The sequence below is a fragment of the Amnibacterium setariae genome (assembly GCF_003581425.1).
GTDB classification, from domain to species: domain Bacteria; phylum Actinomycetota; class Actinomycetes; order Actinomycetales; family Microbacteriaceae; genus Amnibacterium; species Amnibacterium setariae.
Map to the genome: position 1 here is coordinate 224,524 of NZ_QXTG01000002.1, position 25,679 is coordinate 250,202.

Consider the following 25,679-nt stretch of genomic DNA (forward strand, 5'->3'; position numbering starts at 1 on the left):
GCAGCCCGGCCGTCCTCCAGGGCTCTTCCGGCGGGCTCACAGCCCGCAGGACGCTGCGGGCACAACACGGTGCACGGGAGGGTGGGCGGCGTGCACGGCCTGCGAGAGTTGTGCCATGACGACGACGGGGGAGCGGGCCGCAGCACTCGACCGGGAGGACCCGCTCATGCCGTTCCGCTCGCGCTTCCTCGCCGTGCCCGAGGTCCTGGCGTACCTCGACGGCAACTCGCTCGGCCGCCCGCTCGACCGGACGCCGGACCGGATGGCCGGGTTCGTGCGCGACCAGTGGGGCGCCCGGCTCATCCGCGGGTGGGACGAGGGCTGGATGGAGGCGCCCGTCCGCGTCGGCGACGAGCTCGGCCGGATCGCGCTCGGCGCCGCGCCGGGCCAGGTCGTGGTGGGGGACTCGACCAGCGTGCTGCTCTACAAGGCGGTGCGCGCCGCGCTCGCGCTGGACCGCGGGCGGACCGAGATCGTGTTCGCGGCGGCGGACTTCCCGACCGACCGGTTCGTCCTGCAGGGGATCGCCGCCGAGACGGGCGCCGTGCTCGTGCCCCTTCCGGCGCCGCACGACGGGGGCGTCACGAGCGAGCAGGTCGCGGCGGCCGCGGGTCCGCGGACCGCCGTCGTGGTGCTGAGCCACATCGCCTACCGGTCCGCCGCCATCACGGACGTCCGTGCCGTGACCGCCGCCGCGCACGAGGCCGGCGCGATGGTCGTCTGGGACCTCAGCCACTCCGTCGGGGCCCTGCCCCTCGCGCTCGACGCCTGGCGCGTCGACCTCGCCGTCGGCTGCACGTACAAGTACCTGAACGGCGGGCCGGGATCGCCCGCCTTCCTCTACGCCCGCGCCGACCTGCTGCCGCGTCTCGAGCAGCCGATCCAGGGCTGGATGGGCGCCGACCGACCGTTCGAGATGGGGGAGCGGTACGCCCCCGACGCCGGCGTGCGGCGCTTCCTCTCCGGCACCCCGTCCATCGTCGCGATGCAGCCGGTGCTCGACATGCTCGGCCTGCTCGACGAGGTCGGGCTCACCGCCGTCCGCGCGAAGTCCGAGCAGCTGACCCGCTTCGTGATCGAGCGCTTCGACGCCGAGCTCGCGGCCCTCGGCGTCCGGCTCGCCTCGCCGCGCGACGACCGGCTGCGCGGCAGCCACGTGACGCTGGACCACCCGGCGTTCGAGTCGATGCTCCCGGCGCTCCACCGCCGCGGCGTGATCCCGGACTTCCGTCGCCCCGACGGCCTCCGCATCGGGCTGTCGCCGCTCAGCACGTCGTTCGCGGAGGTCGATGCGGGGCTGGACGCCGTCGTGGAGGAGCTCCGCTTCCGGGTCTGAGCCAATCGACTTGACATAATGCGCATTATCGGCTCGACGGAACAGGCTCCTGGAGCCGCGCTGATAATGCTTCTTATGTCAGCCGGTTGATCGGCGGCTGCTCCGCGCGAGCGCCAGCAGGCCGTCCGTGAACCGCTCGTCGGCGCCGGCGAAGAAGTCGGCGTCGGCCTGCTCGACGGACGCCGTGGCGTTCCGCGCCGCGTCGACGCCGCCCGGCGTCGCGCGCAGCACGCGCGCGCGGCCGTCCTCCGGGTGGCGCTCTCGCGTGAGCAGGCCCTTGGCCTCGAGCGCCCGGACCACCTGGCTCGTCATCATCGGGTCCGTCGCGGCGGCGTCGGCCAGGGCGGTCTGCGTGACCGGGCCGTCGTCGCCGTGCTGCCCGAGCCAGACGAGCGACGCCAGCAGCACGTACTGCACGTGCGTCAGGTCGTGCGGTGCGAGCGCCGCGCGCATCGCGGCCTGCCAGCGGTTCGTCACGCGCCAGAGCGCGAGCCCGGGGCTCTCCCCCGCAGCCGCGAACCGGGTTCCGAGCCCGTCAGCGGGCACGGGCGCCCGCCGCCGCGGCGAGCAGCTCGTCCATCGCCGCCGGGAAGTCCGAGGCGATCCGCGGCCCGAGCTCCGGACCGATCTCGTCCGCGCCGTCGCCGTCGATCTCCAGGACGTGCGTCACGCGCGTGCCCCCGTCCGCGAGCGGCATCAGGGCGTGCCGGAAGGTCAGTGCGAGGCCCTGGAAGTCGGTGCGGTCGGCGTACCGCTCCCCCGGCACGAGCTCCGTGATGACCGAGGTCATCGCGTCCTGTCCGGCCGGCGTCACCGTGATGCGCGTGCCGACCGCGAACGGGCCGTGCAGCTCGAAGGCGTCGGTCGCGTCGGACCAGCGCGCGCCGTGCTTCAGCGCCTCGATCGCCGCCCAGACCGCTCCCGGGTCTGCGTCGGTCTCGGCCTCGTGCCGTGTCGTCCACATGTGGTCCTCCAACTGCTAAGCGCGCTTATCATCGCACCCGGAGCCCCTCCGCGCAACCGGGAGGCGTCGCGTTGCTGCACGCGCGCTCCGCATCGGCACCGGCGGCGCACCCGACCGCCGCTCGGGCGGAAGACTGCTGGTCCACCCGGTCGAGCACCGCCACCGCTCCACCACGTCCTCCAGAGGTGCCCGCTGCTCGGACTCGAACTCGTGGTGATCATCGGCGCGATCGTGCTCGGCGTCGGCGTGCTCGCCCGGCGCGTGCGCATCGCACCGCCGATCCTGCTGCTCGTCGCCGGCGTCGCGCTCGGCTTCGTGCCCCTCCTGCGCGAGGTGCGCCTGCCGCCCGAGGTGGTGCTGCTGCTCTTCCTGCCGGCGCTGCTGTACTGGGAGAGCCTGACGACCTCGCTGCGCGAGATCCGCTCGAACCTCCGCAGCGTGGTGCTCACGAGCACGCTGCTCGTCGTGCTGACCGCCGCGGTCGTCGCCGTCGTGGCGCACGCGGTCGGGCTCCCCTGGGCCGCCGCCTGGGTGCTCGGCGCCGCCGTCGCGCCCACCGACGCGACCGCCACGGCCGCGCTCGCGAGCGGCATGCCGCGGCGCACGCTCACGACCCTGCGCGCCGAGAGCCTCGTGAACGACGGGACCGCGCTCGTCATCCTCGCGCTCGCCATCGAGGCGTCCGCCCGCGGGGCGGAGATCACGCCGCTGCACGTCGGGCTCCGCCTGCTCGACTCCTACGGCGGCGGGATCGCCATCGGGCTCGCGATCGCCTGCATCGCCGCCCGGCTGCGCAAACGGCTCGACGACGCGCTCGAGGAGAACGTCGTCTCCCTGCTCTCCCCCTTCGCCGCGTACCTGCTCGCCGAGCTGATCGGCGCGTCCGGCGTGCTCGCCGTGGTGGTCTGCGGACTCGCGATGAGCCAGGTCGGGCCGCGGATCGCGGGCGCCGGCACGCGGTCGCAGATGAACGCGTTCTGGAGCCTCTCGACGGTGCTGCTGAACGGCGCGCTGTTCGTCCTGGTCGGCATCGAGCTGCAGGTCTCGATCCGCGGGCTCGACGGCGCGCAGATCCTCCTCGGTCTGGTGGCCGTGGGCGTCGTCGTCGTGGCGCTCGTCGTCACGCGGTTCGGGTTCTTCTTCGCGTCGGGCGCGGTGATCCGGCTGCTCGAGCGCACGCCCGAGCGTCGCGCCTCGCTCATGTCCAACCGGGCACGGCTCGTCAGCTCGGTGGCGGGGTTCCGCGGCGCGGTCTCCCTCGCCGCGGCGCTCTCCGTGCCGGCGACCACGGCGTCCGGTGCCGACTTCCCGCGGCGCGACATCGTCGTCTTCGTCACGGCCGGCGTGATCGCGATCACCCTCGTGCTGCAGGGCGTCGTGCTCCCCCTGATCGTGCGGCTCGTCCGCCTGCCGCCCGACGAGGACGTCGACCGCGAGCTGCTCGAGGCCGAGCGGACCGCGACGCAGGAGGCCCTCGCGGCGCTCGACGACCTCGCGGAGGAGGCGTCCGCCGGTGAGCGCGCCGTGCGGCGCAGCCGCAAGGAGCTCGAGGCGCAGCTGCACGCGATCGACCGCGGCGAGGACGAGGAGCCGGGCGAGGACGAGCAGGCGATCGGGCAGTACGAGCAGCTGCGGCTCGCGCTCGTGCGCAGGAAGCGCGAGGTCCTCGTGCGCCTCCGCGACGAGGGCCGCATCGACGACATCGTGCTCCGCCGCATCCAGACGCGGCTCGACAACGAGGAGATCCGGCTCAGCGCCGACTGACCGCTCGACGCGCTAGGCGGGGTCGCGGTCCGGCTCGAGCGCGCCGCGCGTCAGGAGGGTCGCGCCGGCGACCGCGGCCGGCATCGCGACGACCGCGCCGAACGGGACGAGGAACAGCAGCCAGGTCGCGATGCCGAACCCCAGCGTCCGGGCCCGGACGCCGCGGAGCGCCCGCCGTCGGTCGCGCAGCCGGAGGCCGCGGGCGTCGAACGGCGTGCCGGTGAGCTCCACGGCGAGGAACCACCCGCCGACGACCGCGCCGAAGGCGCCGCCCACGAGGGGGCCGACGAGCGGGATGAGCCCGAGCAGGAACGACAGCAGCCCTACGACGACCGAGGCGACGAGCAGGGCGACGCCGTCGCGGGCCGCGCGGAGCAGGCCGCGGAGCAGCGGCTCGTCGCGGTCGACCGGGGCGTCGCCGAGGCGCTCCTCCACCCGTCGGCTGATCCGCTCGTAGAACGGGTCGCCGACCGTGAGGACGACCGCGGTGAAGCTCAGGGCGGCGACGACGAGCGCGAGCACGACCAGCGCGAGCCCGGCCGCGACGCGCACGGCCGTCCGGGCCGCGGGCGCCCAGCGGTCGGCGAACCCGGTCAGCCAGGCCGCGAGCGCGTCGAGGTCGGACAGCAGGGCGACGAGCAGCCCGATCCAGACCGCGCCGACGATGAGGGCGGGCAGCGCGCCGAGCAGCATCAGCCGCGGCGACGTCGCCCAGAAGCGGAAGCCGCGGCCGAGGTCGCCGACGCCGCGCAGGAGGTCGCGCACGGGGAGATCCTGGCTCCTCGCCGTCAGACGCGGCTGAGGCCCTCGCGGATCAGCGCCGGGAGGTCGTCGGGCTCGAACCGCTCCTCCGAGGCCTCCAGCTCGTCGACGGACCACCAGCGCGAGGCGACGATGTCGACGCGCTCGTCGTCCATCCAGCCCGCGTCGCTCGGCTCGAACCGGTCGGTGCGGATCGCGAACCAGGCCCAGTGGCCGAGCTCGTAGGGATGCCAGGCCGTGTCGACGTCGAGGTCCACGACCGCGAACGGCTCGCCGACCGAGTCGACGACGAGGCCGGTCTCCTCGCGCAGCTCCCGCACGCCGGCCGCCGGGAAGTCCTCCCCCGGGTCCACCCCTCCCCCGGGCGTGATCCAGCGCGGCGGCACCGCGTGGTCCTTCCCGTAGGTGAGGAAGAGCAGCACGCGGTCGTCGCGGTCCGCGACGATCAGGCGGGAGGTGGAGCGCTCGGCGCGGCGCCCCGAGGCACGCGGAGGGACCACGTCACTCGCCCGGGATCGGCGTGAAGCTCGAGACGTCGCCGACGAGGCGGGTGCGGTCCTCGGGGATCGGCGCGACGGCCGCGTCCGCGATCTCGGCCGCGAACTCCTGCACGTTGTAGAGGCGGCCGGCGGCCTCGCGGCGCGCGTCGAGGGCGCCCGGGCTGACGCGGTTGAGGATCAGCGCCGTCGCGGTCCCCTCGATCATGTCGCCGGAGACGACGACGAAGCCGATGCCGAGCTCGTCGAGCGCGGGGATGCGCGCCCGCAGGGCGTCCTCCCCCGCGCGCTTGCTGCGCGCGACCGGCTCGTACTCCGGCATCGTCGGCGTCGTCGCGATGAAGTGCGCCTGGTGGCTCGTCACGAACACGACGCGGGAGCCCGGGTCCATGAGCGGCACCGCGGCCTCGAGCACGCGCACCTGGGCGTCGCGGTTGAGCTGGAGCGCGTAGTCCTCCGCCGCCCCGGACTCCATCCCGCCCGAGGCGTTCAGGACGAGCAGGTCGAGGCCGCCCCACTCGCGGACGACGGCGCGGAACATCTCCTCGACGGCCTCGCCGTCGGTGAGGTCCGCACGGACGGCGAACGACTCGCCGCCCGCGGCGCGCACCTTCTCGACCGCCTGCTCGGCCCGCCGGGCCTTGCGCTCGTCGCGGTAGTTGATCACCACGTCGAATCCGCGCTGCGCGAGCAGCACCGCCGTGTCGGCGCCGATCCCCCTCGAGGAACCGGTGATCAGGGCGCGATTGCGGATCTGGCTCAGGTCGGCGTCGGCATCGCTCACGGATCGGAACCCTATCGGTCGTGCACGGGCGGCCCCGGTGCTACGTTTCGAGTCCGAGCCACCAGGAGTGCCCGTGTTCCCCGACCTGTTCGCCTACACGTGGGTCCTCTGGCTCGTCGTGGTGGTCGTCGCGGTGATCGCCGAGCTGCTCACCCTGAGCCTCGTCTTCGGGATGATCGCGGCGGGCAGCCTCATCGGCGGGCTCGGCACGTGGCTGCTCGGCTGGCCCGCTCCCCTGCAGGTCGTCGCGGCAGCCGGGCTGTCGGCGCTGCTCGTCTTCGCGATCCGTCCGCTGCTGTACCGCACGCTGGTCCACGGCAAGGCGCGGGCGCTGACCAACGTCGACGCCCTCGCCGGCATGAGCGCCCGGGCGACCGCCTCCTTCGTCGACGGCACCGGCTACGCCCGCCTCGCGAACGGCGAGACGTGGACCGCCCGGCTCGACGCCGCGCACGAGCACGCGGCCGTGGACGCGGGTGCGCGCCTCACCGTCGTCGCGGTCGACGGCGCGACCGCCGTGGTCGCGCCCTCCGCCGCACCGAACCCCACAGGAACCGGAGACCCCCGATGACCGACGCAGGCGCCTTCCTCGGCCAGCTCTTCCTGATCGCGCTCGCGATCGTCGTGGTGATCTTCGTGATCGTGGTGCTCGCGCGCGCGATCCGGGTCGTGCCGCAGGCGCGGGCGGGGGTCGTCGAGCGCCTCGGCCGCTACCACAAGACCCTGCTGCCGGGCCTGAACCTGCTCGTCCCCTTCATCGACAAGCTCCGGCCGCTGCTCGACCTCCGCGAGCAGGTCGTCTCGTTCCCGCCGCAGCCGGTCATCACCGAGGACAACCTCGTCGTCTCCATCGACACGGTCGTCTACTTCCAGATCACGGACGCCCGGGCCGCGACGTACGAGATCGCGAACTACCTCGTCGCCGTCGAGCAGCTGACGACGACCACGCTCCGCAACGTGGTCGGCGGGCTGAACCTCGAGGAGGCGCTGACCAGCCGCGACAACATCAACGGCCAGCTGCGCGTCGTGCTCGACGAGGCGACCGGCAAGTGGGGCATCCGCGTCAACCGCGTCGAGCTGAAGTCGATCGAGCCGCCCGTGTCCATCCAGGACTCGATGGAGCAGCAGATGCGCGCCGAGCGGAGCCGCCGCGCGCAGATCCTCACCGCCGAGGGCACGAAGCAGGCGGCGATCCTCCAGGCCGAGGGCGAGCGGCAGTCCCAGATCCTCTCCGCGGAGGGCGAGGCGAAGGCCCGCGTGCTGCGGGCCGAGGGCGAGGCGAAGGCGATCCAGACGGTCTTCGACGCGATCCACGCCGGGAACCCGGACGGCCCGCTGCTCGCCTACCAGTACCTGCAGACGCTCCCGAAGATCGCCGAGGGCCAGTCGAACAAGCTCTGGATCGTCCCGTCCGAGCTGACCGAGGCGCTGAAGGGCGTCGGGGCCGGCTTCGGGCAGGGCCTCCAGCGGATGGCGGCCGGTGCCGCCGGGGCGGCCGGGCCCGAGGCCTCGACGCCGCGCACGCCCGCGCAGGAGGCGCCGTCGTCCGTGCGGCCGCCCGAGCCGTCGCCCGCGCCCGCCGCACCTGCCGCACCCGCCGAGCCCGCGCCGCCTGCCGACCCCCGGTGAGCCGGACCGACTGGTTCGACGGACCCCTCCCGCGGATCCTCGCGCACCGCGGCCTCGCGCAGGGCGCGCCCCAGAACTCGATCCGCGCGTTCCAGGCCGCGCTCGCCGCGGGCGCCACCCACCTGGAGACGGACGTCCGCGCGACCGCGGACGGCGCCGCCGTGCTGGTGCACGACCCCGCCCTCGCGGACGGCCGCGCGGTGGCCTCGCTGACCCTCGACGAGGTGCGCGCCGCGCTGCCGGAGGTCGCGACGCTTGCCGAGGCCCTCGCCGCCCTCCCGGACGCCCGCTTCAACGTGGACGTCAAGCACGAGTCCGCCGTCGCACCCACCGGGGCCGCCGTGGCGGCCGCGTCCGCGGCGCAGCGCGTCCTCCTCACGTCGTTCTCCGGGCGTCGTCGCCGCGGCGTGCTGCGGCTCGTGCCGACGGCCGCGACCTCCGCCTCTGCCGGCGGCGTCGCCGGGATCGTGGCCGGGCTCCGGCTGCGGACCCCGGCCCTCACCCGGGTCGCGCTGCGCGGCGTCGAGGCCGTCCAGATCCCGGAGCGGGCGCTCCGCACCGACCTCGCGGCGCCCTGGAGCATCGCGGCCATGCACGCCGCCGGCGTGGAGGTCCACTTCTGGGTCGTGAACGACCCGATCCGGATGCGGGAGCTCGTCGCGCGGGGCGCCGACGGCATCGTGACCGACCGCGCCGACCTGGCGCGGGACGCGCTCCGCTGACCCGCCCCGGCTTCCTCGAACCCGTCCTGAATGCTCTGGGAGGGCTCTGGGAAACGCCATCCGGGGAATCCCCGGCTCCGAAAGCCCGTTATACCGGAGCACGGGGAGAGGGGTATCGAATGGCTGATCGCAGCTTGCGCGGCATGCGGCTCGGCGGGCAGAGCCTGCAGAGCGAGGAAGGCGTCATCTTCTCGGAGCGTCAGGTGCGGGAGTACCGCGCCTCCGACGGCAGCACGTTCTCCGTGACCTTCGCGGCGGAAGCGGAGATCCCGGAGCGCTGGACCAGCCCGAAGTCGGGCATGGAGGGCCAGCTGCTGGAGGCCGACGGGACGCTCGCGGCGCAGACGGTGAAGGCGGAGAAGCCGCCGCGGACGCACTGGGACATGCTGCTCGAGCGGCGCACGCGCGCCGAGCTCGAGGAGCTGCTCGAGGAGCGCCTGCAGTACCTGCGCGCCCGACGGGGCAAGACGAACGACAAGAAGGCGTCCTAGGACGCCTCACCGCTGAAGGGCGCCGCTCCATCGGGAGCGGCGCCCTTCGCCGTGCTCCGGGTGGTCCCTTCGACGGTCACGGCGACGGCTGGCAGTGCGGGCACCAGTAGGTGCGGCCGGGATGCTCGCCCCGCCCGACGACGGTCGTGCCGCAGCGGAGGCAGGGCCGGCCCGCGCGGCCGACGACCCAGTGCGACTCCCCGCGCCGCTTCGAGCCGGTCGTCACCTGGTACGCGTCCGGGTGCGTCGCGGAGTGCCGCAGCATGCGGGCCGCGAGGCGCACGAGCGGTTCGAGCGCGACCTCGCGGACCGGGCGGTCCGGGTGGACGCCGCGCAGGAAGCACACCTCGTTGACCCAGAGGTTGCCGAGCCCGGCCAGGTTCCGCTGGTCCCGGATCGCCTCGAGCACCGGGCGGGCCGGGTCCGCGGCGACGCGGCGGACCGCCTCCGCCTCGTCCCAGTCCGCGCGGAGCGGGTCCGGCCCGAGGAAGCCGACGACCGCGCCCTCGTCGCGGGTCTCGACGAGCTCCACGACCGGGAGGGCGATCCCCCACGCGGTGGTGCCGGCCGTCGTCGTGAGGCGCACGCGCACGTCGGGCTGCACCCGCCGGGGCACGGCGCGGCCCTCCCGCGTGACGGTCCACGAGCCGTCGAGCCGAAGGTGCGTGTGGAGGGTCAGGCCCCCCTCGAAGCGCTGCAGCAGGTGCTTGCCGACCGTGTCGTGCGCGAGCACCCGCCGGCCCGCGAGGTCCGCCGTCGCGTGCCGGGGCACCCGCAGGTCCGCGCTCGCGAGCACGCCGTCGTCGAGCGCCGCCCGCAGCCGGGCGGCGAGGCGGAAGACGGAGTCCCCCTCCGGCACGGCCGCGTCCCGCTCAGCGGCGCCGCGGGCGGCGGGCGAGCACCGCGAGCAGCAGCGGCAGCACGGCGCCGAGGACGGCGATCGCGCCGCCGAGCGGGACGCCGAACGCGACCGCCGGCGTGATGCCCGTCGCCGTCGGCACCGTCACCACGAGCGTCTGCGTCGTGAACGGCTTCGCCGCGGCGAGCGTGCGGCCGTCGGGCCCGATCACGGTGGTGGAGGCGACGGTCGAGTCGCTCACGACGGACCGCCCGGTCTCGATCGCCCGGAGCCGAGCGATCGCGAGCTGCTGCTCGTTCTCGTCCGTCCGGCCGAAGTCGGCGTTGTTCGTCTGCGCGACGAGCACCTCGGCGCCGTCCGCGACCGAGCCGAGGATCAGGCCGTCGTCGACGACGTCGAAGCAGATGTTCACGCCCACGGGCGTCCGGCCGACGTCCATCACGGACGGCCGGGTGCCGGGCGTGTAGTCGCGGCCGACGAGCTTCAGCAGGTCGGGCGCGAACGGCGTCCAGAAGGCCCGGTCCGGCACGTACTCGCCGAACGGCACCGGGCGCACCTTGTCGTAGAGCGCGGTGATGCCGTTCGCCGACGGGTCCCACAGCACGCTCGAGTTGTAGGTGCGGCCGTCGCGCTCCGTGATCGCGCCCGTCAGCAGCGGCGCCCCGACCGACTGCGCGACGTACTGCAGCTGCTGCTGGAGGCCGCGGTCGGTCGTCGGGTCGTACATGGCGGCGCCCTCGGGCCAGACCACGAGGTCGGCGCCCTGCCCGAGGGCCGGGCCGGTGGCGCGGACGACCTGCTCCAGGTTGCGGGTCGGGTCGTAGTCCGGGTCGAAGTACCCCGCGTGCGAGTCCGGCTGCACGGCCGCGACCCGGAACGACCCCGAGACCGTGATCGGGAACGCGGGCACCGCGAGCAGGGCGCCGGTGACGACGACGAGGGCGAGGAGGCGGGACAGCACCGCCTGCAACCGGCCGACGCCGAGCCCGGGCCGCTCGATCGCGACCGCCACGGCGAGCGCGGTCAGCCAGACGAGCACGAAGCTCAGGCCGGTGGTGCCGAGCCACGCGCTCAGGTGCGCGAAGGGCGAGGTCGACTGGCTGAGCGCGACCGCGCCCCAGTCGAAGCCGCCGTAGGGCCACGTGCCGGCGACGACCTCGCGCGCGGTCCAGGCCGCGGCGAGCAGCAGCGGCGTGACGACGACCCGGCCCCACGGGGTGTCGTGGAGCCGCCCCGTCGCGCGGTAGGTCAGCGCCAGCAGTCCGCCGCCGGCGGCGACGAGCAGGGCCTCGAGCAGCCCGAGCGCGAGCAGCGGCACCGGGCCGAGGAACAGGGTGACCCAGTCGATCAGCGAGAACCAGAAGACGACGCCGAACACCAGGCCCGTCAGCGCGCCCGACCAGAACCCGCGCCCGCGCAGCGCGACGAGCGCGCCGGCGACGCCGACGAAGGCGAGGACCCACGCGTTCGTGGACGGGTGGGCGAGCGAGAGCACGAGCCCGGAGGCGGCCGACACCACGAGCGCCGCGGGCAGCGGCAGCTCGGCCCTGCCCCGGAGCCGCAGGGGCCGAGCCGGGCCCGCGCTCCGCGGGACGGGACGGGCCAGGGTCGCCGTCATCGGCGGAGCCGGCCGGTCACGAGCCCACGCTGCTGTAGGCGACCACCCCGCGCCGGATCGCCTCGATGGCCTGCTGGGCCGTGCGCCGGGTGGGCCCCTCCCCCACCTGCGTGATCTGGTCGAGCAGGTCGATCACCTGCTTCGTCCAGCGGACGAAGTCGCCGGCCTGCAGGTCGGCCTCGCGGAGCACCGCGTCGAGGGACGCGCCCCGGGCCCACCGGTGCATCGCGGTGCAGAGGCCGACGGACGGGAGCGACGAGCCGGGCAGCCGGTGCGACCGCTCGAGGTCGTCGAGCCGCTCCCAGAGGCCCTCCAGCCGGTTCCACGCCTCGCGGAACGGGCCCTTCGGCAGGAAGCGGTCCGCGACGACGCCCTCCTCCCGCCGGGACTCGAACACGAAGACCGTCGCGAGCGCCGCGAACGACGCCGCGTCGAGGCCGTCCCAGACGTGCCGTCGCAGGCTCTCGGCGAGCAGCAGGTCGCGCTCGCCGTAGATGCGGGCGAGCATGCGGCCGTGCACGGTCGGGCGGATCTCGCCGTCCTCGTCGGGCTTGAGGTACCCCTCCTCGAGCAGCACCTCGCTGACGCGGTCGAAGATCCGCGCGACCGCGCCCGTGCGGGTGGCGATCTGCCCCTGCAGCTGCTCGGTCTGGCGCTTGAGGCGCCACCACCGCTCGGCCCACCGCGAGAGCTCCTCGCGACGGGGCGACGTGTGGGCCGGGTGCGCCTTGAGGCGGCGGCGGAGGTCGGTGATCTCCCGCTGCCGGCGCTCCCGCTGCTTCGCGGACTGGTCGCCGGGGCGCGCGCCGGACTTCTCGAGGTCGCTGATCTGCCGGCGGAGCGCCGCGTACTCGGTGACGTCGCCGGAGGAGCCGGTCTCGTCGCGCATCGCCTTCTCGTACCCGACGAGCGACTCCTCCTGCTGCCGCACCTTGCGGGCGAGGTCGACGACGGCGCGGTCCGCCTGGTACTGGGCGAAGGACGACTCGAGGATCGAGCGCGTCCGGTCGCGCCCGAACCGCTCGATGAGGTTGACCGCCATGTTGTACGTCGGCTTGAACGAGGAGTTCAGCGGGTAGGAGCGGCGGGAGGCGAGGGACGCGACCGCCTGCGGGTCGAGGCCCTCGTGCCAGCAGATGACGCTGTGGCCCTCGACGTCGATGCCGCGCCGGCCCGCTCGACCGGTGAGCTGCGTGTACTCCCCCGGCGTGATCGGCACGCGGGCCTCGCCGTTGAACTTCTCGAGCTTCTCGAGCACGACCGTCCGCGCCGGCATGTTGATGCCGAGGGCGAGGGTCTCCGTGGCGAAGACCACCTTGAGCAGCTTCCGCTGGAACAGCTCCTCCACGACCTCCTTGAACGCCGGCAGCAGGCCGGCGTGGTGCGCGGCGACGCCGCGCTCGAGGCCCTCCAGCCACTGCCAGTAGCCGAGCGCGGCGAGGTCCTCGTCGAGCAGGGTGCGGCAGCGCTCCTCGACGGTGGCGCGGATCTCCTCCCGCTCCCACCCCTCGGTGAGGCGGACGCCGTCGCGCAGCGCCTGCCGCACGGCCCCGTCGCAGCCGGCGCGGCTGAACACGAAGAAGATGGCGGGCAGCAGGTTCTGCTCGCCGAGCAGGTCGACGAGGTCGCTCCGCTGCATCGTGAAGCCTCGGGGCGCGCCGCCCTTCGAGTGCCGTCGTCCGACGTCCTGCATCTGCCGGGACGTGATCGTCCGGCCGCCGTAGCGGGCCATCTGGATGAGCTCGGGGTTGACCCGCGGCGTGCCGCCGGAGGCGGACTGGGTCGCGTCGAACAGGTCGACGAGCTTCGTGCGCATCAGCACGTGCTGCTCGAGCGGCACCGGGCGCTCCTCGGAGACGACCACCCGGGTGCGTCTGCGGACGGCCTGCAGCCAGTCGCCGAACTCCTCCGCGTTCGAGACCGTCGCGGAGAGCGACACGAGCCGCACGGTCTGCGGGAGGTGGATGATCACCTCCTCCCACACGGCGCCGCGGAAGCGGTCGGCGAGGTAGTGCACCTCGTCCATGACCACGAACGCGAGGTCATTCAGCAGGTCGCTGCCGGCGTAGAGCATGTTGCGCAGCACCTCGGTGGTCATCACGACCACCCGGGCGCGCGGGTTCACCGCGGTGTCGCCGGTGAGCAGGCCGACCTCGTCGGCCCCGTACTCGTCGACGAACTCGTTGTACTTCTGGTTCGACAGCGCCTTCATGGGCGCCGTGTAGAAGACCTTGTCGCGCGGCGAGGACATCGCGAGGTAGACCGCGAACTCCGCGACCATCGTCTTCCCGGCGCCGGTCGGCGCCGCGACGAGCACGCCGTCGCCGTCCTCGAGCGCCGCGCAGCCCTCGATCTGGAACGGGTCCAGCTCGAAGGACTGCAGTGCGCGGAACGCCTGGACGGCGGGGTGGTCCTGACGGACGCGGGACGCCGCGAAGCGCTCCGCGGGCGAGAGCACCGCCGCGCCGCCGGCCGGTTCAGCCGGTCGCCGGGTCACCGCTACAGGCTACCCGCGCCCTCGAGGACGGCTGCGTCCTTGCGGTCCTTGCGCTTGTCGTGCACGAGGGCGATCGCCACCGCGACGAAGTAGAGCACGATCATCGGGATCGCGAGCAGGATCATCGAGATGATGTCCGCCGACGGCGTCGCGACCGCGGTGAAGATGGTGACCGCGAGGATCGCGATGCGCCACGACTTCAGGATCGTGCGGCCGCGGATGACGCCCACGAAGTTCAGCAGCACCAGGAACACCGGCAGCACGAACGCGACGCCGATGACGAGCAGCAGCCGGAGCGCGAAGTCGAGGTAGCCCTTGCCGTCGAGCAGGGAGGCGCTGCCGCCCGGCGCGAAGCTCACCATGAGCCCGACGATGTGCGGGATCACGAACGCGCCCGCCGCGCAGCCCGCGAGGAACAGCGGCACCGCGCTGAAGAAGAAGCCGAAGACGTACTTCTTCTCCTGGCGCGTGAACGCCGGCGTCAGGAACGCGAAGATCTGGTAGAGCCAGATCGGGCTGGCGATGACGACCCCGACGATGATCGCGATCTCGAAGCGGACGTCGAAGGCGCTCGTCACGCTCGGGAAGTTGATCGTCGCCGGCCGGCCGCCGATCTGCTTCAGCGGGGATGTCAGCAGCTGGAGGACCCAGTCGGAGATGAACCAGCCCGCGACGCCGGCGACGATGATCGCCACGGCAGCCCACATCAGCCGCTTGCGCAGCTCGAGCAGGTGCTCGATGAGCGGCATGCGCCGCTCCGCGTTGGCGCGCTTGCGCGCGCGGGGGTCCGCGGTGGAGGTCAGCGGTCCTCAGACGCGCGACGCGTCTGCTGGTCCGGGGTCGTCACCGTCTCGCGGTCGAGGTGCTCGGCGCTGCGCTCGGCGCGGTCCTTGGCGATGTCGTCCTGCACGTCGGTCATCTCCTTGCGGAAGATCTTGATCGACTGGCCGAGGCCCTTCGCGAAGACCGGGAGCTTGGTCGCGCCGAAGAGGACCAGCACGACGAGGACGATGGCGAGGAGGTGCCATCCCGTGAAGGCGTTGCCGAAGATACCCATGACGCTCCGATCTCGGATGTCGCCGTCGACACCGTCGGAACGACGGCTGCGGCGCTGCTTCACGAGTGTAAGCGCCTCGCGCGACGGTTCGCGCCTCCCGCGCGATCCGGCCGTCAGATCGTGTCGGAACCGTAGCGGGCGAGGCCGGCCGCAGCCCAGTCGCGCACCGCGTCGCGCGCGTCCTCCGGCTCGACCACGACGACCTGGCCGCCGCGCCCGGCGACGAGCCGCTTGAGCCCGTGCAGGTGCGCGATGCGGAGGCGGGTGCGGACCCAGCCCCTCCGCGCCGGCTGCGTCTGCGGGCGGTCGCCGAGGTAGTCCGCGAGCAGCGGCACGACCGCCTCCGCCACCTCGATCGTCACCGACCGGTCCTGCTTCGACGGCTGGAAGATCCGCTCCGGCAGCTCGATGTCCTCGGGCCGCTCGGGCGCGGCGCCGTCCAGCGTGCGGACGTCGCGCATCCGGTCGAGCCGGAACGTGCGCAGCGCCCGCCGCGTGCGGTCCCACGCCCGGAGGTACCAGGACTCGTCGACGGACTCGACGCGCAGCGGCTCGACGGTGCGCTCCTCGCGCTCGTCGCGGCCGTTCAGGTAGTCGAAGACGAGCACGGTGCCCGCGGCGACCGCCTCGCGCACGAGGCCGAGCCGCGTGTCCGCGCCGCCCTCGACCGCGACGGCGGCGGGAGCGCCGTTCGCGGCGCGGGTGAGCTTGGCGGTCAGCCGCGCGACGGTCTCCCGGTCCGCGTTCGCGGGGAGCGCGGCGACGTACTGCAGCCCCGCGATGAGGGCCGCCGCCTCGCGGGCGGAGAACCGCGGCGAGTCGTCGATCGCGACCTGGTGCGTGATCGCGATCTCGTCGCGCTGCTCCAGCCGGTCCCAGTCGATGTCGAACAGGTCGTTCGGCTGGTAGGCCTTCGTCTCCCCCGGCACGCCGGACATCGCGATCAGCTCGACCGCGTCGCGGATGCGCTGCTCCGGGACCCCGAAGTGCGCCGCCGCCTGCGCGACCGGCACCCCGTCGTTGTCGAGCAGGTACGGCACGAGCGCCAGCAGGAAGGCGAGGCGGTCCTGCACCCGCATGGGCTGCGGCTCAGCCACCGGTCCCCCCTCCGTGCGCCGCGGCCGCGGCCGCGAGCCTGGCCCGCACCGCGTCGACGAGCTCGGGCGGCTCGCGCACCAGCACCTCCGGCCCGAACGCCGCGACCTCGTCGGCGAGCAGGGCCAGGTCCGTGAAGTGCACGGCGACGACGCCCTCCCCCGCCGGCTCGCCGCGCGAGCCGAGGCGCGCCGCGGCGTCGGTGTCCGGCGTCAGCTCGAGCAGGGCGCGGTTCGCGGCGAACACCGCGCGCAGCCCCGCGCGCGCCTCCTCGGCGGGCTCCCCCGGCGGCGCCTCGAACGTCTCCGCGGTCTCCTCGACGGGGCCGGTGATGCGGCTGAGGAGGAACGTCCGCCGGTCCCGGGCCCCGAGGTCGGTGCCGTGCACGTGCCAGCGGCCGCCGAACTGCACGAGCGCGAGCGGCGCGACGCGGCGGCGGCGCACGCGGTCCTCACCGGGCTTCAGGTAGCCGAACGCGACGACCCGCCGCCGCTCGATCGCCTGCTGCAGCGGGTCGAACGCGGCGTCGCGGGCGCGCAGGCGCGGGGCGAAGCCGATGAGGGGCTCCTCCGACTCGATGCCGAGCGACCGCAGCTTCAGCAGCGCGCGCCGCGACTCCCCCGACAGCGAGCCCTCGCGCCAGGCGAGCGCCGCGAGGTCGAGCAGCGCGATCTCCTGCGGGGTGAAGGTGACGTCCGCGGGAAGGTCGTACTCGCCCTTCGGGATCCGGTACCGCGTGTACTGGACGGCGCCCTGGTCGGCCGGCAGCTCGATGGACTCGAGCGGCACCCCGAGGTCGCGGATGTCCTCCTTGTCGCGCTCGAACTGGCGCTCGAGGGAGGCGTTGCCGCCGTTCGCGCGGTAGCGCTGCCGGTAGCCCTGCACCGACGACAGGATGTCGGCCTTCGTCAGGCCCGTCTCGGTGGCGAGCAGGGCGAGGACGAGGCTGAAGAGGCGTTCCTCGTTGGAGACCGCGGCGGCCACGGGCCGGGTCAGCCCTTCCCCAGGACGTCGACCACGAACACGAGCGTGGAGCCCGCCGGGATCGTCGAGGTCGACTGGTCGCCGTATCCCTGGGCCGGCGGCAGGATCGCGAGGACCTGCGAGCCGACGCGCTGCCCCGTGAGGGCGGTGACGAGGCCGGGGATGGTCTGCCCCTTCTTCACCACGACGTTGGTGGGCGAGCCGGTGGTCCAGCTCGAGTCGAAGACCGTGCCGTTCGCCGGGTCGCCCGGCTTCCACACGACGCCCGTGTACTGGACGACCGCCGTGTCGCCGTCCTCGATCGTCGCCCCGTCGCCGACCTTGAGGTCCGCGACCCGCAGCGTCGTCGGCGGGGTGTCCTCCGGCAGCGTGATGCCGGGCCGGCCGTCGGCGCCGAGCACGACGGCGGGCAGGCCGTTGCCCATCACCTGGTTGCGGCCGTTCGCGCGGGCGAGGTACGCGTCCTTCACGTCGACCACCGCGACGACCGAGTCGGTCGCCTTCAGCCCGGTCGGCCGCGTCTCGGCGGGGATCGCCTGGGACGGCGGCAGGACGACGGCGAGCCGCTCCCCCACCTGCGCGCAGACGAGCGCCTTGCGGAGGCCCAGGATGCCGACCTTGTCGATCACGAACTTGGCGGGCGCCGAGCCGGTGTAGTCGGTCTTCGTGACCTCCTGGCCCGTCGTCCCGTTGAGGAACGTGACCTCGGCGGCGATCTCCTGCGCGCCCTGCAGCGGGGCGCCGCGGCCCGGGATCAGCGAGCTGACCTGCGTCTCGTCGACGTGGATCGGCGTCGCGAAGTCGACCGTCGGCGCGGTGCCGAATCGACCCGTCGCGCTGACGCTCTCCGAGGCCCCGCCCGGCTGCGCCAGCGGCGAGCAGCCCGCCGCGCTCCCCGCGCCGCCCGAGCAGCCCGTCAGGGCCGCGGCGAGCGACGCCACGACCGCGGCGCCGGCGAGGAGGCGGGCGGTGGCGTGCACGGTCATCGATCCTGCCAGTTTTTCCTGGCCTTCGATCCGCAGGCGGATCGAAGGCGTGCGCTACCGCGACGCTGAACGCGTCGCGGCTGAGCGCCGGTGCGGGTGCGTTCGGAGATCAGTCGTCCGAGTCGGCGGGGAGGTCGCCGGCAGGGGCGGCGGTGCGGGCGTCCGCGATCTCCGCGGCCTGGCGCGCGGCCTTGCGGATCCGCTTCGGGCTCTTCTCCCGCTCCCCGATCGCGCCGGGCGTCCACAGCTCGACGTCCTCGTCCGCGAACTCCTTCGGGGCGCGGCGCGTCGAGCGCGGCGCGACCGCGCCGTCGGCGAGCCGGCGGGCGGTCACGAGGAAGCCGGTGTGCGCGACCATCCGGTGGTCCGGGCGGACCGCGAGGCCGTCGACGTGCCAGCCGCGGACCATCGTCTCGGTCGACAGCGGCTCGGTGAAGGCGCCGCTGTCGCGCAGCGCCTCGACGACGCGGGACAGCTGCGGCACGGTCGCGATGTAGGCGAGGACGACGCCGCCCGGGGACAGCGCGCGCTGCACCGCGGGCACGACCTCCCACGGCGCGAGCATGTCGAGCACGACGCGGTCGGCGACCTCCGGCTCCCCCGCGTCGAGCACCTCCGCGAGGTCGCCGGTCGTCAGCGTCCAGCGGTCGGGCGCGCCGCCGAAGAAGCCGGCGACGTTGTCCGCGGCGACGTCGGCGAACTCCTGGCGGCGCTCGACCGAGTGGAGGGTGCCGGTCTCGCCGATCGCGCGCAGCAGCCAGAGGGTGAGGGCGCCGCTGCCGACGCCCGCCTCCACCACCCGCTGCCCGAGGGCGATGTCGGCGGAGGCGAGGATCTGGCCCGCGTCCTTCGGGTAGACGATCGCCGCGCCGCGCGGCATCGACATGACGTAGTCGGTGAGCAACGGCTTCAGCGCCAGGTAGGTCGTGCCGTCGGAGCCGGTGACGACGCTGCCGTCCGGCGCGCCGATGAGCAGGTCGTGCGCGAGCGTGCCGCGGTGCGTGTGGAAGACGCCGCCCGAGGTCAGCGTGATCGTGTTGCGGCGGCCCTTGTGCCCGGTCAGCTGCACCCGGTCGCCGGCGCGGAACGCCCCGGTCACGCGGTCCTCAGCTCGTCGGCGACGGCGGCGAGGTCCTCGGGGCCGCGTCCGTCGAGGGTCCGCCAGAGGCGCCAGCGGTCCCCCTCCGGCAGCACCGCCTGGTGCGGCACGCCGACCGTCGCCGCGCCGGACGCGACCGCCGCGGCGAGCCCGGGCGGCGAGTCCTCGATCGCGACGCACGCCGCGATGTCGACGCCGAGCAGCTCCGCGGCGCGGAGGTAGGCCTCCGGGTGCGGCTTCGGGCGCTCGACGTCGTCGCCGGCGACCACGACGTCGAAGGCGCCGAACGGCACGGCCGCCGCGACCGCCTCCGCCATCCGCCGCTCCGACATCGTCACGAGCGCGGTGGGGACGCCGGCGTCGCGGATCGCGGCGAGCAGGGCGAGCGCGCCCGGCCGCCACGGCAGCGGCGCCACGAGGTGGTCGGTGACGAACTCGGTCTGCCAGGCCACGATCTCCTCGACGTCCATCCGCACGCCGTGCTGCTGCAGCACGCGGGCCCCGTCGCGGAGCCCGCTGCCGACGAGGGAGATCGCCTGCTCGTGGGTCCAGGTGCCGCCGAAGCGGCCGACGAGCTCCGTCTCCGCGGCGAACCAGAACGGTTCGGTGTCGACGAGGGTGCCGTCCATGTCCCAGAGCACGGCGGCGGGCAGCTGCGGCACGATCATCGGCCCCGAGGATAGCGACGCGGAGAGCGAACAGCCCCGCCCGCCCCGAGGGGCGCGGCCTAGGGTGGGGCGGTCGGCGAGCCGCCGGCGGCTGACGGAAGCGATGCGATTGGCCCAGACGAAGCGATTCCAGCGAGGACGCGTCCTCGTGGTGGCGTTCGAAGGTTGGAACGACGCCGGCGAGGCTGCGACGAACGCGGTGCGGATGGTGCGCGACGCGCTGCCGCTCAGCCCGATCCTCGAGATCGACCCCGAGCTGTACATGGACTACCAGTTCAACCGGCCGACCGTCGGGGTGGACGAGCACGGGGTGAAGGGTCTGACCTGGCCGGGCGCGACCATGTGGGGGCCCGCGAAGCGGGTGCGCGGCCGCGGGCTCGCCGTCGAGGCGACCGACCCGGACCCGCGGATCGACCGCGACAACCTCTACGTGCTCCTCGGCACGGAGCCGTCGCGCAGCTGGCGCGCCTTCGTCGCGGAGATCGTCGACGCCGCCCTCGTCGCGGACGTCGAGGGGATCGTCACCCTCGGCGCGATGCTGGCCGACGTGCCGCACACGCGCCCCATCTCGACCTTCGCCTCCAGCGAGGACGCGGAGATCCGCACCGACCTCGACCTCGAGCGCAGCAACTACGAGGGCCCCGTCGGGATCCTCTCCGTGATCCAGGACGCCGCCGCGCGCGTCGGCATCCCGACCGTGTCGATCTGGGCCTCCGTGCCGCACTACGTGCACAACGCGCCGTCCCCGAAGGCGACGCTCGCCCTGATCGAGCGCCTCGAGTCCGTGCTCGACGTGGCCGTGCCCCGCGGCGACCTCGAGGACGAGGCCGAGGCGTGGGAGAGCGGCATCGACGCCCTCGCGAACGAGGACGAGGACATGGCCGCGTACATCGAGCAGCTCGAGAAGGCGCGCGACACCGTCGACTCCCCCGAGGCCTCCGGCGAGGCGATCGCGCGCGAGTTCGAGCGCTACCTCCGCCGCGGCGAGGGCCCCGGCCGCGGCGAGCAGCCGCCTCCCTGGCGCCCCGGCGATTGATTCCGCGTCGGGTCTGCAGGACGGCGTCGAGGATGAAGGCCGCATCCCGTCAGGAGGGCCTTCGTCCGTGACATCGGCCTTCGGAGCCGACTGACCTCACCTCCCCAGAGCCGTGCCGTGCGGCGGCCGCCGCGGACGGACACCATCTGCGCCGTGCGCGACTTCTGGACGACGGCGGACCTGAAGGCTCGGGGGAAGACGGACCGCGAGATCCGGCGGGCGCTCCGCGACGGCGCGCTGGTCGGGGTGCGGCCGGGATGGTTCGCGCGGCCGGGTGCTGACCCCGTCCTCGTGCGAGCCGTCCGGGTCGGCGGCGCCGCCACCGCTCACTCCGCAGCACGCGTCCGCGGGCTGTGGATTCCCCCGGACGTGCAGGGGGCGTCGTTCCGACGGCCCGCGCCCGTCCGGACGCCGGTGCTGCGGGTCGCGGTCGCGAAGACCACGACGACGGCGCGGCTCCGGGATCCGGACGACCCGTCCCGTGCGCTCGGCGACCGGCCGGACGTGGGCCTGCACTGGTCGGACCCGGCGATGGTGCGGGCCGCGCGTCCGGGCGGGATCGTCCCCGTGCTCACCATGCTCCGCGACGTGTTCCGGGTCGAGCCGCCGGAGCGTGCGCTCGCGGTCGTCGACTCCGCGCTCCACCACCGGTTCCTGCGTCCTGCGGACCTCCCGGCCCTGTCCGCGCTCCTCCCCGCGCACCTCGCGCCGGTCGTCGCGAGCGCCGACGGCAGGGCGGAGTCCGGCATCGAGACGGTCGTCCGCTGCCTCCTGAGCGCTGCCGGCCTGCGGGTCGAGCCGCAGGCGGAGATCCCGGGCATCGGACGGGTGGACCTGCTCGTCGAGGGGCGCCTGATCGTCGAGGTGGATGGCAGGCAGTGGCACGACGGCGACGCGTTCGAGGAGGACCGGCGACGGGACCTCGTCGCGGCGCGTGCCCGCTACCGGGTGCTGCGGTTCACCTGGCACCAGGTGCTGTTCCGCTGGGCCGAGGTCGAGGCCGCGGTGCTCGCCGCGCTCGTGGCGGCGTGACGGACGCAGGTCGGTGTGGAGGACGAAGGCGCGATCGCCCGCGATCGGCCTTCGTCCGTCACACCGGCCTGCACGCGCTACGGCTGGACGACGCCCGCCAGCAGGAGGCCGATCAGCAGCAGGCCGAGCACGATCCGGTAGGCCACGAAGGGCAGGAACGAGCCGCGGTTCAGGTAGCGGAGGAAGAAGGCGATGACGACGAGGCCGACGACGAAGGCCACCACCGTCGCGGCGAAGGTCTCGACGCCGCTGAACAGCTCCGTGCCCGGGTCGCGGACCGTCTTCACGAGCTCGTAGAGGCCGGAGCCCCACACCGCCGGGATCGCGAGGAGGAACGAGTACCGCGCCGCGGCGGCGCGCGTGTACCCGAGCACCAGGCCCGCACCGATCGTGCCGCCGGAGCGGGAGACGCCGGGGATCAGCGCGAGCGCCTGCGCGAGGCCGAAGATCACGCCGTCGCGGGCGTTCAGCTGGTCGATCGTCTTCCGCTTGCGGCCCACCAGGTCCGCGATGCCGAGCAGGACGCCGAACACGATCAGGTTGACGGCGACGACCCAGAGCGAGCGGAACTGGTCCTCGATCAGGTTCTGCAGGAGGACGCCGAGGATCACGATGGGCAGCGAGCCGATGATGATCAGCCAGCCCAGGCGGTAGTCGTGGTCGGTGCGGGGCACCCGCACGGCGCCGTCCGCGCCCTTCACCTTGAACAGGCCGAGGAAGAACGCGCGCACGATGCGCACGATGTCCTTCCAGAAGTAGACGAGCACCGCGGTCTCGGTGCCGAGCTGGATGATCGCGGTGAACGCCGCGCCCGGGTCCTTGCCGCCCTCGAGGAAGATGCCCGCGATGCGCAGATGGGCGCTCGAGGAGACGGGGATGAACTCCGTCAACCCCTGGATCAGGCCCAGCACGAGCGCTTCGATCACGCGTTCCCCCTCCGGGACGAGCGGCAGGAGGGTCCCGCGCGGCTGGAAGGCTAGCGGGACGCCGCCGCGCCTCCCGAGCGGCCGCGCCGACGTCGCCGCTCGTCACGGGGCGGGCAGGGCGTCGAGCGCGGTGCCCATCAGCACCGCGAACGCGGTGTGGAGCCGCGCCCCGTCGATCCCACGATCAACGTGCGGTCGCCGTACGCCGCCGCGAAGGACCGGGTCGCGAACCACTTCGAGGGCCCCAGCAGGACCGCGTCGTCCTCGGCCGGCGGACCCGCCGTGTACCGCTGCTCGACCTGGGCGAACGGCACCGGCACGAGCAGCAGCGTGAGCGTCTCCGCGGGATCGGCCGTGCTGATCGTGCACGACGGCGACCCGTCCCGCTGCCCCGACCGCAGACCCTCGATCGCGAGCCCGTACGCCTCCATCGGCACGTCGATGTCCTCGCGGGTCAGGAACGCGCACAGGTCGGTGTCCGGGTCTGCGGCGACCGTCGGAGCGGAGGCGGAGGCGGAGGCGGAGGGCGCGGCGGACCGGCGCGACGAGCCGCCGGACGCCGCGGGGGCGCGGTCGACGCCTGCGCCCGCTCCCGAGCACGCGACGAGGAGCAGGGCGGTGGCGGGGACCAGGAGCAGCGCCGCGGTCCGTCGGCCGAGGCGGCGCGGCGTCCTCGACGCGCTCATCGGCCGGACCGGGTCCAGCCGAACCAGCCGATGGCGGCCAGCACGACGAGCTGCAGGACGTAGCCGACCACCGCGGGTGCGATCGACGGCGCGAGCTGCGAGAGGACGGCGACCACCAGCGCCGTCGGCGGGAACCAGCCCGGCGTCGTGCGGGCGATCCAGACCGCGACCAGACCGAGGACGGACCCGATCGCGATGACGGCGGACGCGCCCAGGATGGTCGAGCCGAGCAGGTCCGGCTGCTCGTTCAGCGCGGCCACCGCCGCGCGGCGCTGCTCCTCGCCGCCGTGGTCCGTCGCGGACACGAACGGCAGCGCCTCCGCCGTGATCGCGAGCGCGAACACGAGGCCGCCGCCGGCGACCAGCAGCCCGGCGAGGATCCCCGGCCAGGACGCCCGCGTGAGGAGGACGAGCATCAGCGCCGTGGCGAGGAAGGAGAGCGCGTACGCGGGTCCTGCGAGGTAGAGGTGGAGCGGCCACCAGCCGGGCCTCGTGACGTCCTCGACGGACAGGGCGCCGTCGAAGGGACCCTCCCAGGCGGCGAACGCGAGTCTGCCGACCAGCGAGATCAGCAGGACGACGAACAGGACCGCGACGGCGCGGCGGGCGGGCGGGCGCGCGGTCGCCGGCGGTGCGGGCAGGACGGTCAGGTCGGTCACGGGAGCCTCCGAAGTGTGGGGATCGAGGTCCCGACCCTCGCCGGACGGCGGATCCCGCACATCGGCCTCAGCACCGATCTCCGCCTCGCGCCGCGGATCAGGCGTCCGGATCGCTCCCCGGCGCCGGCGGCGCGGTGCGGCTCAACCAGATCCTGGCGGCCTGCACCCTCCGGTTCCCCTCGGCGTCCTGCCGCAGGTCGAGCTTCGTGAACACCGACCTGAGGTGCGCGTCGACCGTCCGCTCGGAGATCACGAGCTGCGTCGCGATGCCCGCGTTGCTCGCCCCGTCCGCGAGGAGCGCGAGCACCTCCGCCTCTCGCGCGGTCAATCCCGGCGGAGACGCCGTGCCTGCAGGCGCAGGCGCGGGCGCGGGTGCGGGTGCGGGTGCCGCCGACAGCCGCGGTGCAGGCTCCGGGTGCGCAGGCACGGCGGCGCCGATCGGGTCGGCGGCGGCCGGCTCCTGCGCTGCGGGAGCGACCGGCGGGAGGAGCGCGGCCGCGAGCCGCGCCGCGGCGAACCAGGCACCGCCGACGAGCACGACTGCAGGGCCGGCGATCAGGACGGCCGACGCGGTCGGCCCGAGGTCGGGTCGCATCACGGGCAGCACGGTGCCGCCGGCGACCGCCACCACCGCGGCCAGGAACGTCAGAGCCGCGCGGATCGAGTTCAGCAGCACCCGCGAGGTCACCTCCGGGGTGGCGGCGAACAGGGCGCACCCGGCGCCGAACACCGAGCCGCCCGCCAGCGCGACCAGGAACGCGACCGATCCCAGCTCCGGCTCCACCGCTCCGGGAGACCGGGCCACGGCGAGCAGGAGGCAGAGGAGGACGATCAGGGGCGCGGCGGACGCACCGGCCGCGGCAGCACCGAGCCGTGCTCCCCCTGCACCGCGCGACGTGAGCGCGGCCCGCCACAGCCGCACCGGGAGCACGAGGAGCGCGACGGCCCCGAGCACCGTCGACGCGAGCCCCACCGGTGCGAGCTCGACCCGCCAGGCCTCGGGCGCGATCGTCGGCAGCCCCTGGAACGGGTCACCGGCGCGCGCCAGCACCAGGTTCGCCACCGCTGCGGCGCCGAGGACGGCCGCGACGACCCGCAGGTCCAGCGCGTTCGTCCGGCGCCGCTGGACGGCGGCGAGCGCGGTCCACTGCACCAGGACGAGCGGCGGCAGCCAGGCGGTGTTCCAGACGGCGACGGGGACGACTCCGACGCCCAGCCGTACCGCGACGACCGCCCACGCGGCGACGAGCAGGTAGGCGACCAGCGACACCGCGAGCGCGACGGCCGGACGTCGCGCGGAGGCGGGCAGCCGAGCGCCGATGCGGAGCACCACGACCGCGCTCACGGCGAGCGCCGCGGCGCCGAGCGGGTCGGTCGCGAAGCCCGTGTCGCCCGTGATCCGCAGCGCCGTGAGCGCGAGCGCGCCGAGCACCGCCCCGCACGGGACGACCGCGTCGCGCAGCACGCCCGTCCCCCCGACGCGATCGGTGCCCGATGCTCGGCCGACCGTCATCCGCCCACTGTGGAC

General features: G+C 74.4%; 27 protein-coding genes. 8 read left to right on the top strand and 19 right to left on the bottom strand.

The window, feature by feature from the left end; all coding sequences use genetic code 11:
- Positions 1-115: 115 nt before the first annotated feature.
- Positions 116-1,336, top strand: a complete 1,221-nt coding sequence (locus D1781_RS09040) for a kynureninase (RefSeq protein ID WP_119482000.1) — start codon at positions 116-118, stop codon at positions 1,334-1,336.
- Between the two features lie 78 nt (positions 1,337-1,414).
- Here the strand turns inward: D1781_RS09040 and D1781_RS09045 are convergent, their stop codons facing one another.
- Together D1781_RS09045 and D1781_RS09050 are read right to left on the bottom strand one after the other, a co-directional pair.
- Positions 1,415-1,882, bottom strand: a complete 468-nt coding sequence (locus tag D1781_RS09045) for a MarR family winged helix-turn-helix transcriptional regulator (RefSeq protein WP_119482001.1) — start codon at positions 1,880-1,882, stop codon at positions 1,415-1,417.
- Positions 1,872-2,300, bottom strand: a complete 429-nt coding sequence (locus D1781_RS09050) for an SRPBCC family protein (RefSeq protein ID WP_119482002.1) — start codon at positions 2,298-2,300, stop codon at positions 1,872-1,874. Before D1781_RS09050 ends, D1781_RS09045 begins: the two co-directional genes overlap by 11 nt.
- A 210-nt stretch (positions 2,301-2,510) precedes the next feature.
- Between D1781_RS09050 and D1781_RS09055 the strand changes: the two genes are divergently transcribed.
- Positions 2,511-4,064 carry a Na+/H+ antiporter gene (locus D1781_RS09055; RefSeq protein ID WP_233551217.1) on the top strand — a complete coding sequence of 518 codons (1,554 nt, stop codon included), beginning with the start codon at positions 2,511-2,513 and terminating at the stop codon, positions 4,062-4,064.
- 12 nt (positions 4,065-4,076) lie between these two features.
- Here the strand turns inward: D1781_RS09055 and D1781_RS09060 are convergent, their stop codons facing one another.
- Genes D1781_RS09060 through D1781_RS09070 form a run of 3 tightly spaced genes read right to left on the bottom strand, consistent with a single transcriptional unit; the run spans position 4,077 to position 6,107 of the window.
- Positions 4,077-4,829: an EI24 domain-containing protein gene (locus D1781_RS09060; protein WP_199706534.1), complete on the bottom strand. Its 753-nt coding sequence runs from the start codon at positions 4,827-4,829 to the stop codon at positions 4,077-4,079.
- 23 nt (positions 4,830-4,852) lie between these two features.
- Positions 4,853-5,326 carry an NUDIX hydrolase gene (locus tag D1781_RS09065; protein ID WP_119482003.1) on the bottom strand — a complete coding sequence of 158 codons (474 nt, stop codon included), beginning with the start codon at positions 5,324-5,326 and terminating at the stop codon, positions 4,853-4,855.
- Position 5,327: 1 nt separating this feature from the next.
- Positions 5,328-6,107: an SDR family oxidoreductase gene (locus D1781_RS09070; RefSeq protein WP_233551219.1), complete on the bottom strand. Its 780-nt coding sequence runs from the start codon at positions 6,105-6,107 to the stop codon at positions 5,328-5,330.
- A 73-nt stretch (positions 6,108-6,180) separates the two neighbouring features.
- On the opposite strand from D1781_RS09070, the gene D1781_RS09075 reads away from it, so the two are divergent.
- The 4 genes from D1781_RS09075 (at position 6,181) to D1781_RS09090 (ending at position 8,949) form a co-directional block, all read left to right on the top strand.
- Complete coding sequence (locus D1781_RS09075) at positions 6,181-6,678, top strand: NfeD family protein (protein WP_119482004.1); 498 nt, start codon at positions 6,181-6,183, stop codon at positions 6,676-6,678.
- On the top strand, positions 6,675-7,736 hold the full coding sequence (locus D1781_RS09080; RefSeq protein ID WP_119482005.1) for an SPFH domain-containing protein: 1,062 nt from the start codon (positions 6,675-6,677) through the stop codon (positions 7,734-7,736). Before D1781_RS09075 ends, D1781_RS09080 begins: the two co-directional genes overlap by 4 nt.
- Entirely contained in the window at positions 7,733-8,458 is a 726-nt protein-coding gene (locus tag D1781_RS09085; RefSeq protein WP_119482006.1) for a glycerophosphodiester phosphodiesterase family protein, read from the top strand. Before D1781_RS09080 ends, D1781_RS09085 begins: the two co-directional genes overlap by 4 nt.
- Positions 8,459-8,577: 119 nt before the next feature.
- Positions 8,578-8,949 carry an RNA polymerase-binding protein RbpA gene (locus tag D1781_RS09090; protein WP_119482007.1) on the top strand — a complete coding sequence of 124 codons (372 nt, stop codon included), beginning with the start codon at positions 8,578-8,580 and terminating at the stop codon, positions 8,947-8,949.
- A gap of 76 nt (positions 8,950-9,025) precedes the next feature.
- Here the strand turns inward: D1781_RS09090 and D1781_RS09095 are convergent, their stop codons facing one another.
- From D1781_RS09095 to D1781_RS09140, 10 genes are all read right to left on the bottom strand, one after another.
- Positions 9,026-9,808: a DNA-formamidopyrimidine glycosylase family protein gene (locus D1781_RS09095; RefSeq protein WP_119482008.1), complete on the bottom strand. Its 783-nt coding sequence runs from the start codon at positions 9,806-9,808 to the stop codon at positions 9,026-9,028.
- Between the two features lie 13 nt (positions 9,809-9,821).
- Complete coding sequence (gene lnt, locus D1781_RS09100) at positions 9,822-11,426, bottom strand: apolipoprotein N-acyltransferase (RefSeq protein ID WP_119482009.1); 1,605 nt, start codon at positions 11,424-11,426, stop codon at positions 9,822-9,824.
- 16 nt (positions 11,427-11,442) lie between these two features.
- Positions 11,443-13,923, bottom strand: coding sequence for a DEAD/DEAH box helicase (locus D1781_RS09105; protein WP_407641664.1), 2,481 nt, complete (start codon positions 13,921-13,923; stop codon positions 11,443-11,445).
- A gap of 2 nt (positions 13,924-13,925) precedes the next feature.
- Positions 13,926-14,672, bottom strand: a complete 747-nt coding sequence (tatC, locus tag D1781_RS09110) for a twin-arginine translocase subunit TatC (RefSeq protein WP_119482010.1) — start codon at positions 14,670-14,672, stop codon at positions 13,926-13,928.
- Positions 14,673-14,722: 50 nt separating this feature from the next.
- Positions 14,723-14,980: a Sec-independent protein translocase subunit TatA/TatB gene (locus D1781_RS09115; RefSeq protein WP_119482011.1), complete on the bottom strand. Its 258-nt coding sequence runs from the start codon at positions 14,978-14,980 to the stop codon at positions 14,723-14,725.
- Positions 14,981-15,093: 113 nt separating this feature from the next.
- Positions 15,094-16,077 (bottom strand): helix-turn-helix transcriptional regulator, encoded by a 984-nt coding sequence (locus tag D1781_RS09120; protein WP_119482012.1) that lies wholly within the window; start codon positions 16,075-16,077, stop codon positions 15,094-15,096.
- The gene (locus D1781_RS09125) at positions 16,070-17,059 is read right to left on the bottom strand and encodes a helix-turn-helix transcriptional regulator (RefSeq protein WP_119482013.1); all 990 of its coding nucleotides are present in this window, start codon (positions 17,057-17,059) and stop codon (positions 16,070-16,072) included. Before D1781_RS09125 ends, D1781_RS09120 begins: the two co-directional genes overlap by 8 nt.
- Before the next feature lie 8 nt (positions 17,060-17,067).
- On the bottom strand, positions 17,068-18,045 hold the full coding sequence (locus D1781_RS09130; protein WP_119482014.1) for an FKBP-type peptidyl-prolyl cis-trans isomerase: 978 nt from the start codon (positions 18,043-18,045) through the stop codon (positions 17,068-17,070).
- A gap of 109 nt (positions 18,046-18,154) precedes the next feature.
- On the bottom strand, positions 18,155-19,144 hold the full coding sequence (locus D1781_RS09135; protein WP_199706536.1) for a tRNA (adenine-N1)-methyltransferase: 990 nt from the start codon (positions 19,142-19,144) through the stop codon (positions 18,155-18,157).
- On the bottom strand, positions 19,141-19,809 hold the full coding sequence (locus D1781_RS09140) for an HAD family hydrolase (protein WP_407641674.1): 669 nt from the start codon (positions 19,807-19,809) through the stop codon (positions 19,141-19,143). The genes D1781_RS09135 and D1781_RS09140 overlap by 4 nt, the downstream gene beginning before the upstream one ends.
- A 106-nt stretch (positions 19,810-19,915) precedes the next feature.
- Between D1781_RS09140 and D1781_RS09145 the strand changes: the two genes are divergently transcribed.
- The gene (locus tag D1781_RS09145; RefSeq protein ID WP_119482016.1) at positions 19,916-20,848 is read left to right on the top strand and encodes a PAC2 family protein; all 933 of its coding nucleotides are present in this window, start codon (positions 19,916-19,918) and stop codon (positions 20,846-20,848) included.
- A 153-nt stretch (positions 20,849-21,001) separates the two neighbouring features.
- A complete protein-coding gene (locus D1781_RS09150) occupies positions 21,002-21,880 on the top strand; it encodes an endonuclease domain-containing protein (protein ID WP_147392061.1) in 879 nt (292 codons plus the stop codon).
- A 77-nt stretch (positions 21,881-21,957) separates the two neighbouring features.
- On the opposite strand, the gene D1781_RS09155 is transcribed toward D1781_RS09150, so the two are convergent.
- The 4 genes from D1781_RS09155 to D1781_RS17895 all read right to left on the bottom strand — a co-directional run bounded on the left by D1781_RS09155 (position 21,958) and on the right by D1781_RS17895 (position 25,664).
- Positions 21,958-22,806, bottom strand: a complete 849-nt coding sequence (locus tag D1781_RS09155) for an undecaprenyl-diphosphate phosphatase (RefSeq protein ID WP_119482018.1) — start codon at positions 22,804-22,806, stop codon at positions 21,958-21,960.
- A gap of 137 nt (positions 22,807-22,943) precedes the next feature.
- Entirely contained in the window at positions 22,944-23,492 is a 549-nt protein-coding gene (locus tag D1781_RS09160) for a hypothetical protein (protein WP_119482019.1), read from the bottom strand.
- Positions 23,489-24,151 carry a hypothetical protein gene (locus tag D1781_RS09165; protein ID WP_119482020.1) on the bottom strand — a complete coding sequence of 221 codons (663 nt, stop codon included), beginning with the start codon at positions 24,149-24,151 and terminating at the stop codon, positions 23,489-23,491. The genes D1781_RS09160 and D1781_RS09165 overlap by 4 nt, the downstream gene beginning before the upstream one ends.
- Positions 24,152-24,248: 97 nt before the next feature.
- Positions 24,249-25,664 (bottom strand): helix-turn-helix transcriptional regulator, encoded by a 1,416-nt coding sequence (locus D1781_RS17895; RefSeq protein ID WP_147392062.1) that lies wholly within the window; start codon positions 25,662-25,664, stop codon positions 24,249-24,251.
- Between the last annotated feature and the right edge of the window lie 15 nt (positions 25,665-25,679).

Excerpts from the sequence above, each read along its gene's own strand:
- D1781_RS09145 (WP_119482016.1), top strand. The coding sequence starts at position 19,916 with ATGCGATTGGCCCAGACGAAGCGATTCCAGCGAGGACGCGTCCTCGTG.
- D1781_RS09160 (WP_119482019.1), bottom strand. The coding sequence starts at position 23,492 with ATGAGCGCGTCGAGGACGCCGCGCCGCCTCGGCCGACGGACCGCGGCG.
- D1781_RS09080 (WP_119482005.1), top strand. The coding sequence starts at position 6,675 with ATGACCGACGCAGGCGCCTTCCTCGGCCAGCTCTTCCTGATCGCGCTC.
- D1781_RS09115 (WP_119482011.1), bottom strand. The coding sequence starts at position 14,980 with ATGGGTATCTTCGGCAACGCCTTCACGGGATGGCACCTCCTCGCCATC.
- tatC (WP_119482010.1), bottom strand. The coding sequence starts at position 14,672 with ATGCCGCTCATCGAGCACCTGCTCGAGCTGCGCAAGCGGCTGATGTGG.
- D1781_RS17895 (WP_147392062.1), bottom strand. The coding sequence starts at position 25,664 with ATGACGGTCGGCCGAGCATCGGGCACCGATCGCGTCGGGGGGACGGGC.
- D1781_RS09130 (WP_119482014.1), bottom strand. The coding sequence starts at position 18,045 with ATGACCGTGCACGCCACCGCCCGCCTCCTCGCCGGCGCCGCGGTCGTG.
- lnt (WP_119482009.1), bottom strand. The coding sequence starts at position 11,426 with ATGACGGCGACCCTGGCCCGTCCCGTCCCGCGGAGCGCGGGCCCGGCT.
- D1781_RS09040 (WP_119482000.1), top strand. The coding sequence starts at position 116 with ATGACGACGACGGGGGAGCGGGCCGCAGCACTCGACCGGGAGGACCCG.
- D1781_RS09050 (WP_119482002.1), bottom strand. The coding sequence starts at position 2,300 with ATGTGGACGACACGGCACGAGGCCGAGACCGACGCAGACCCGGGAGCG.
- D1781_RS09090 (WP_119482007.1), top strand. The coding sequence starts at position 8,578 with ATGGCTGATCGCAGCTTGCGCGGCATGCGGCTCGGCGGGCAGAGCCTG.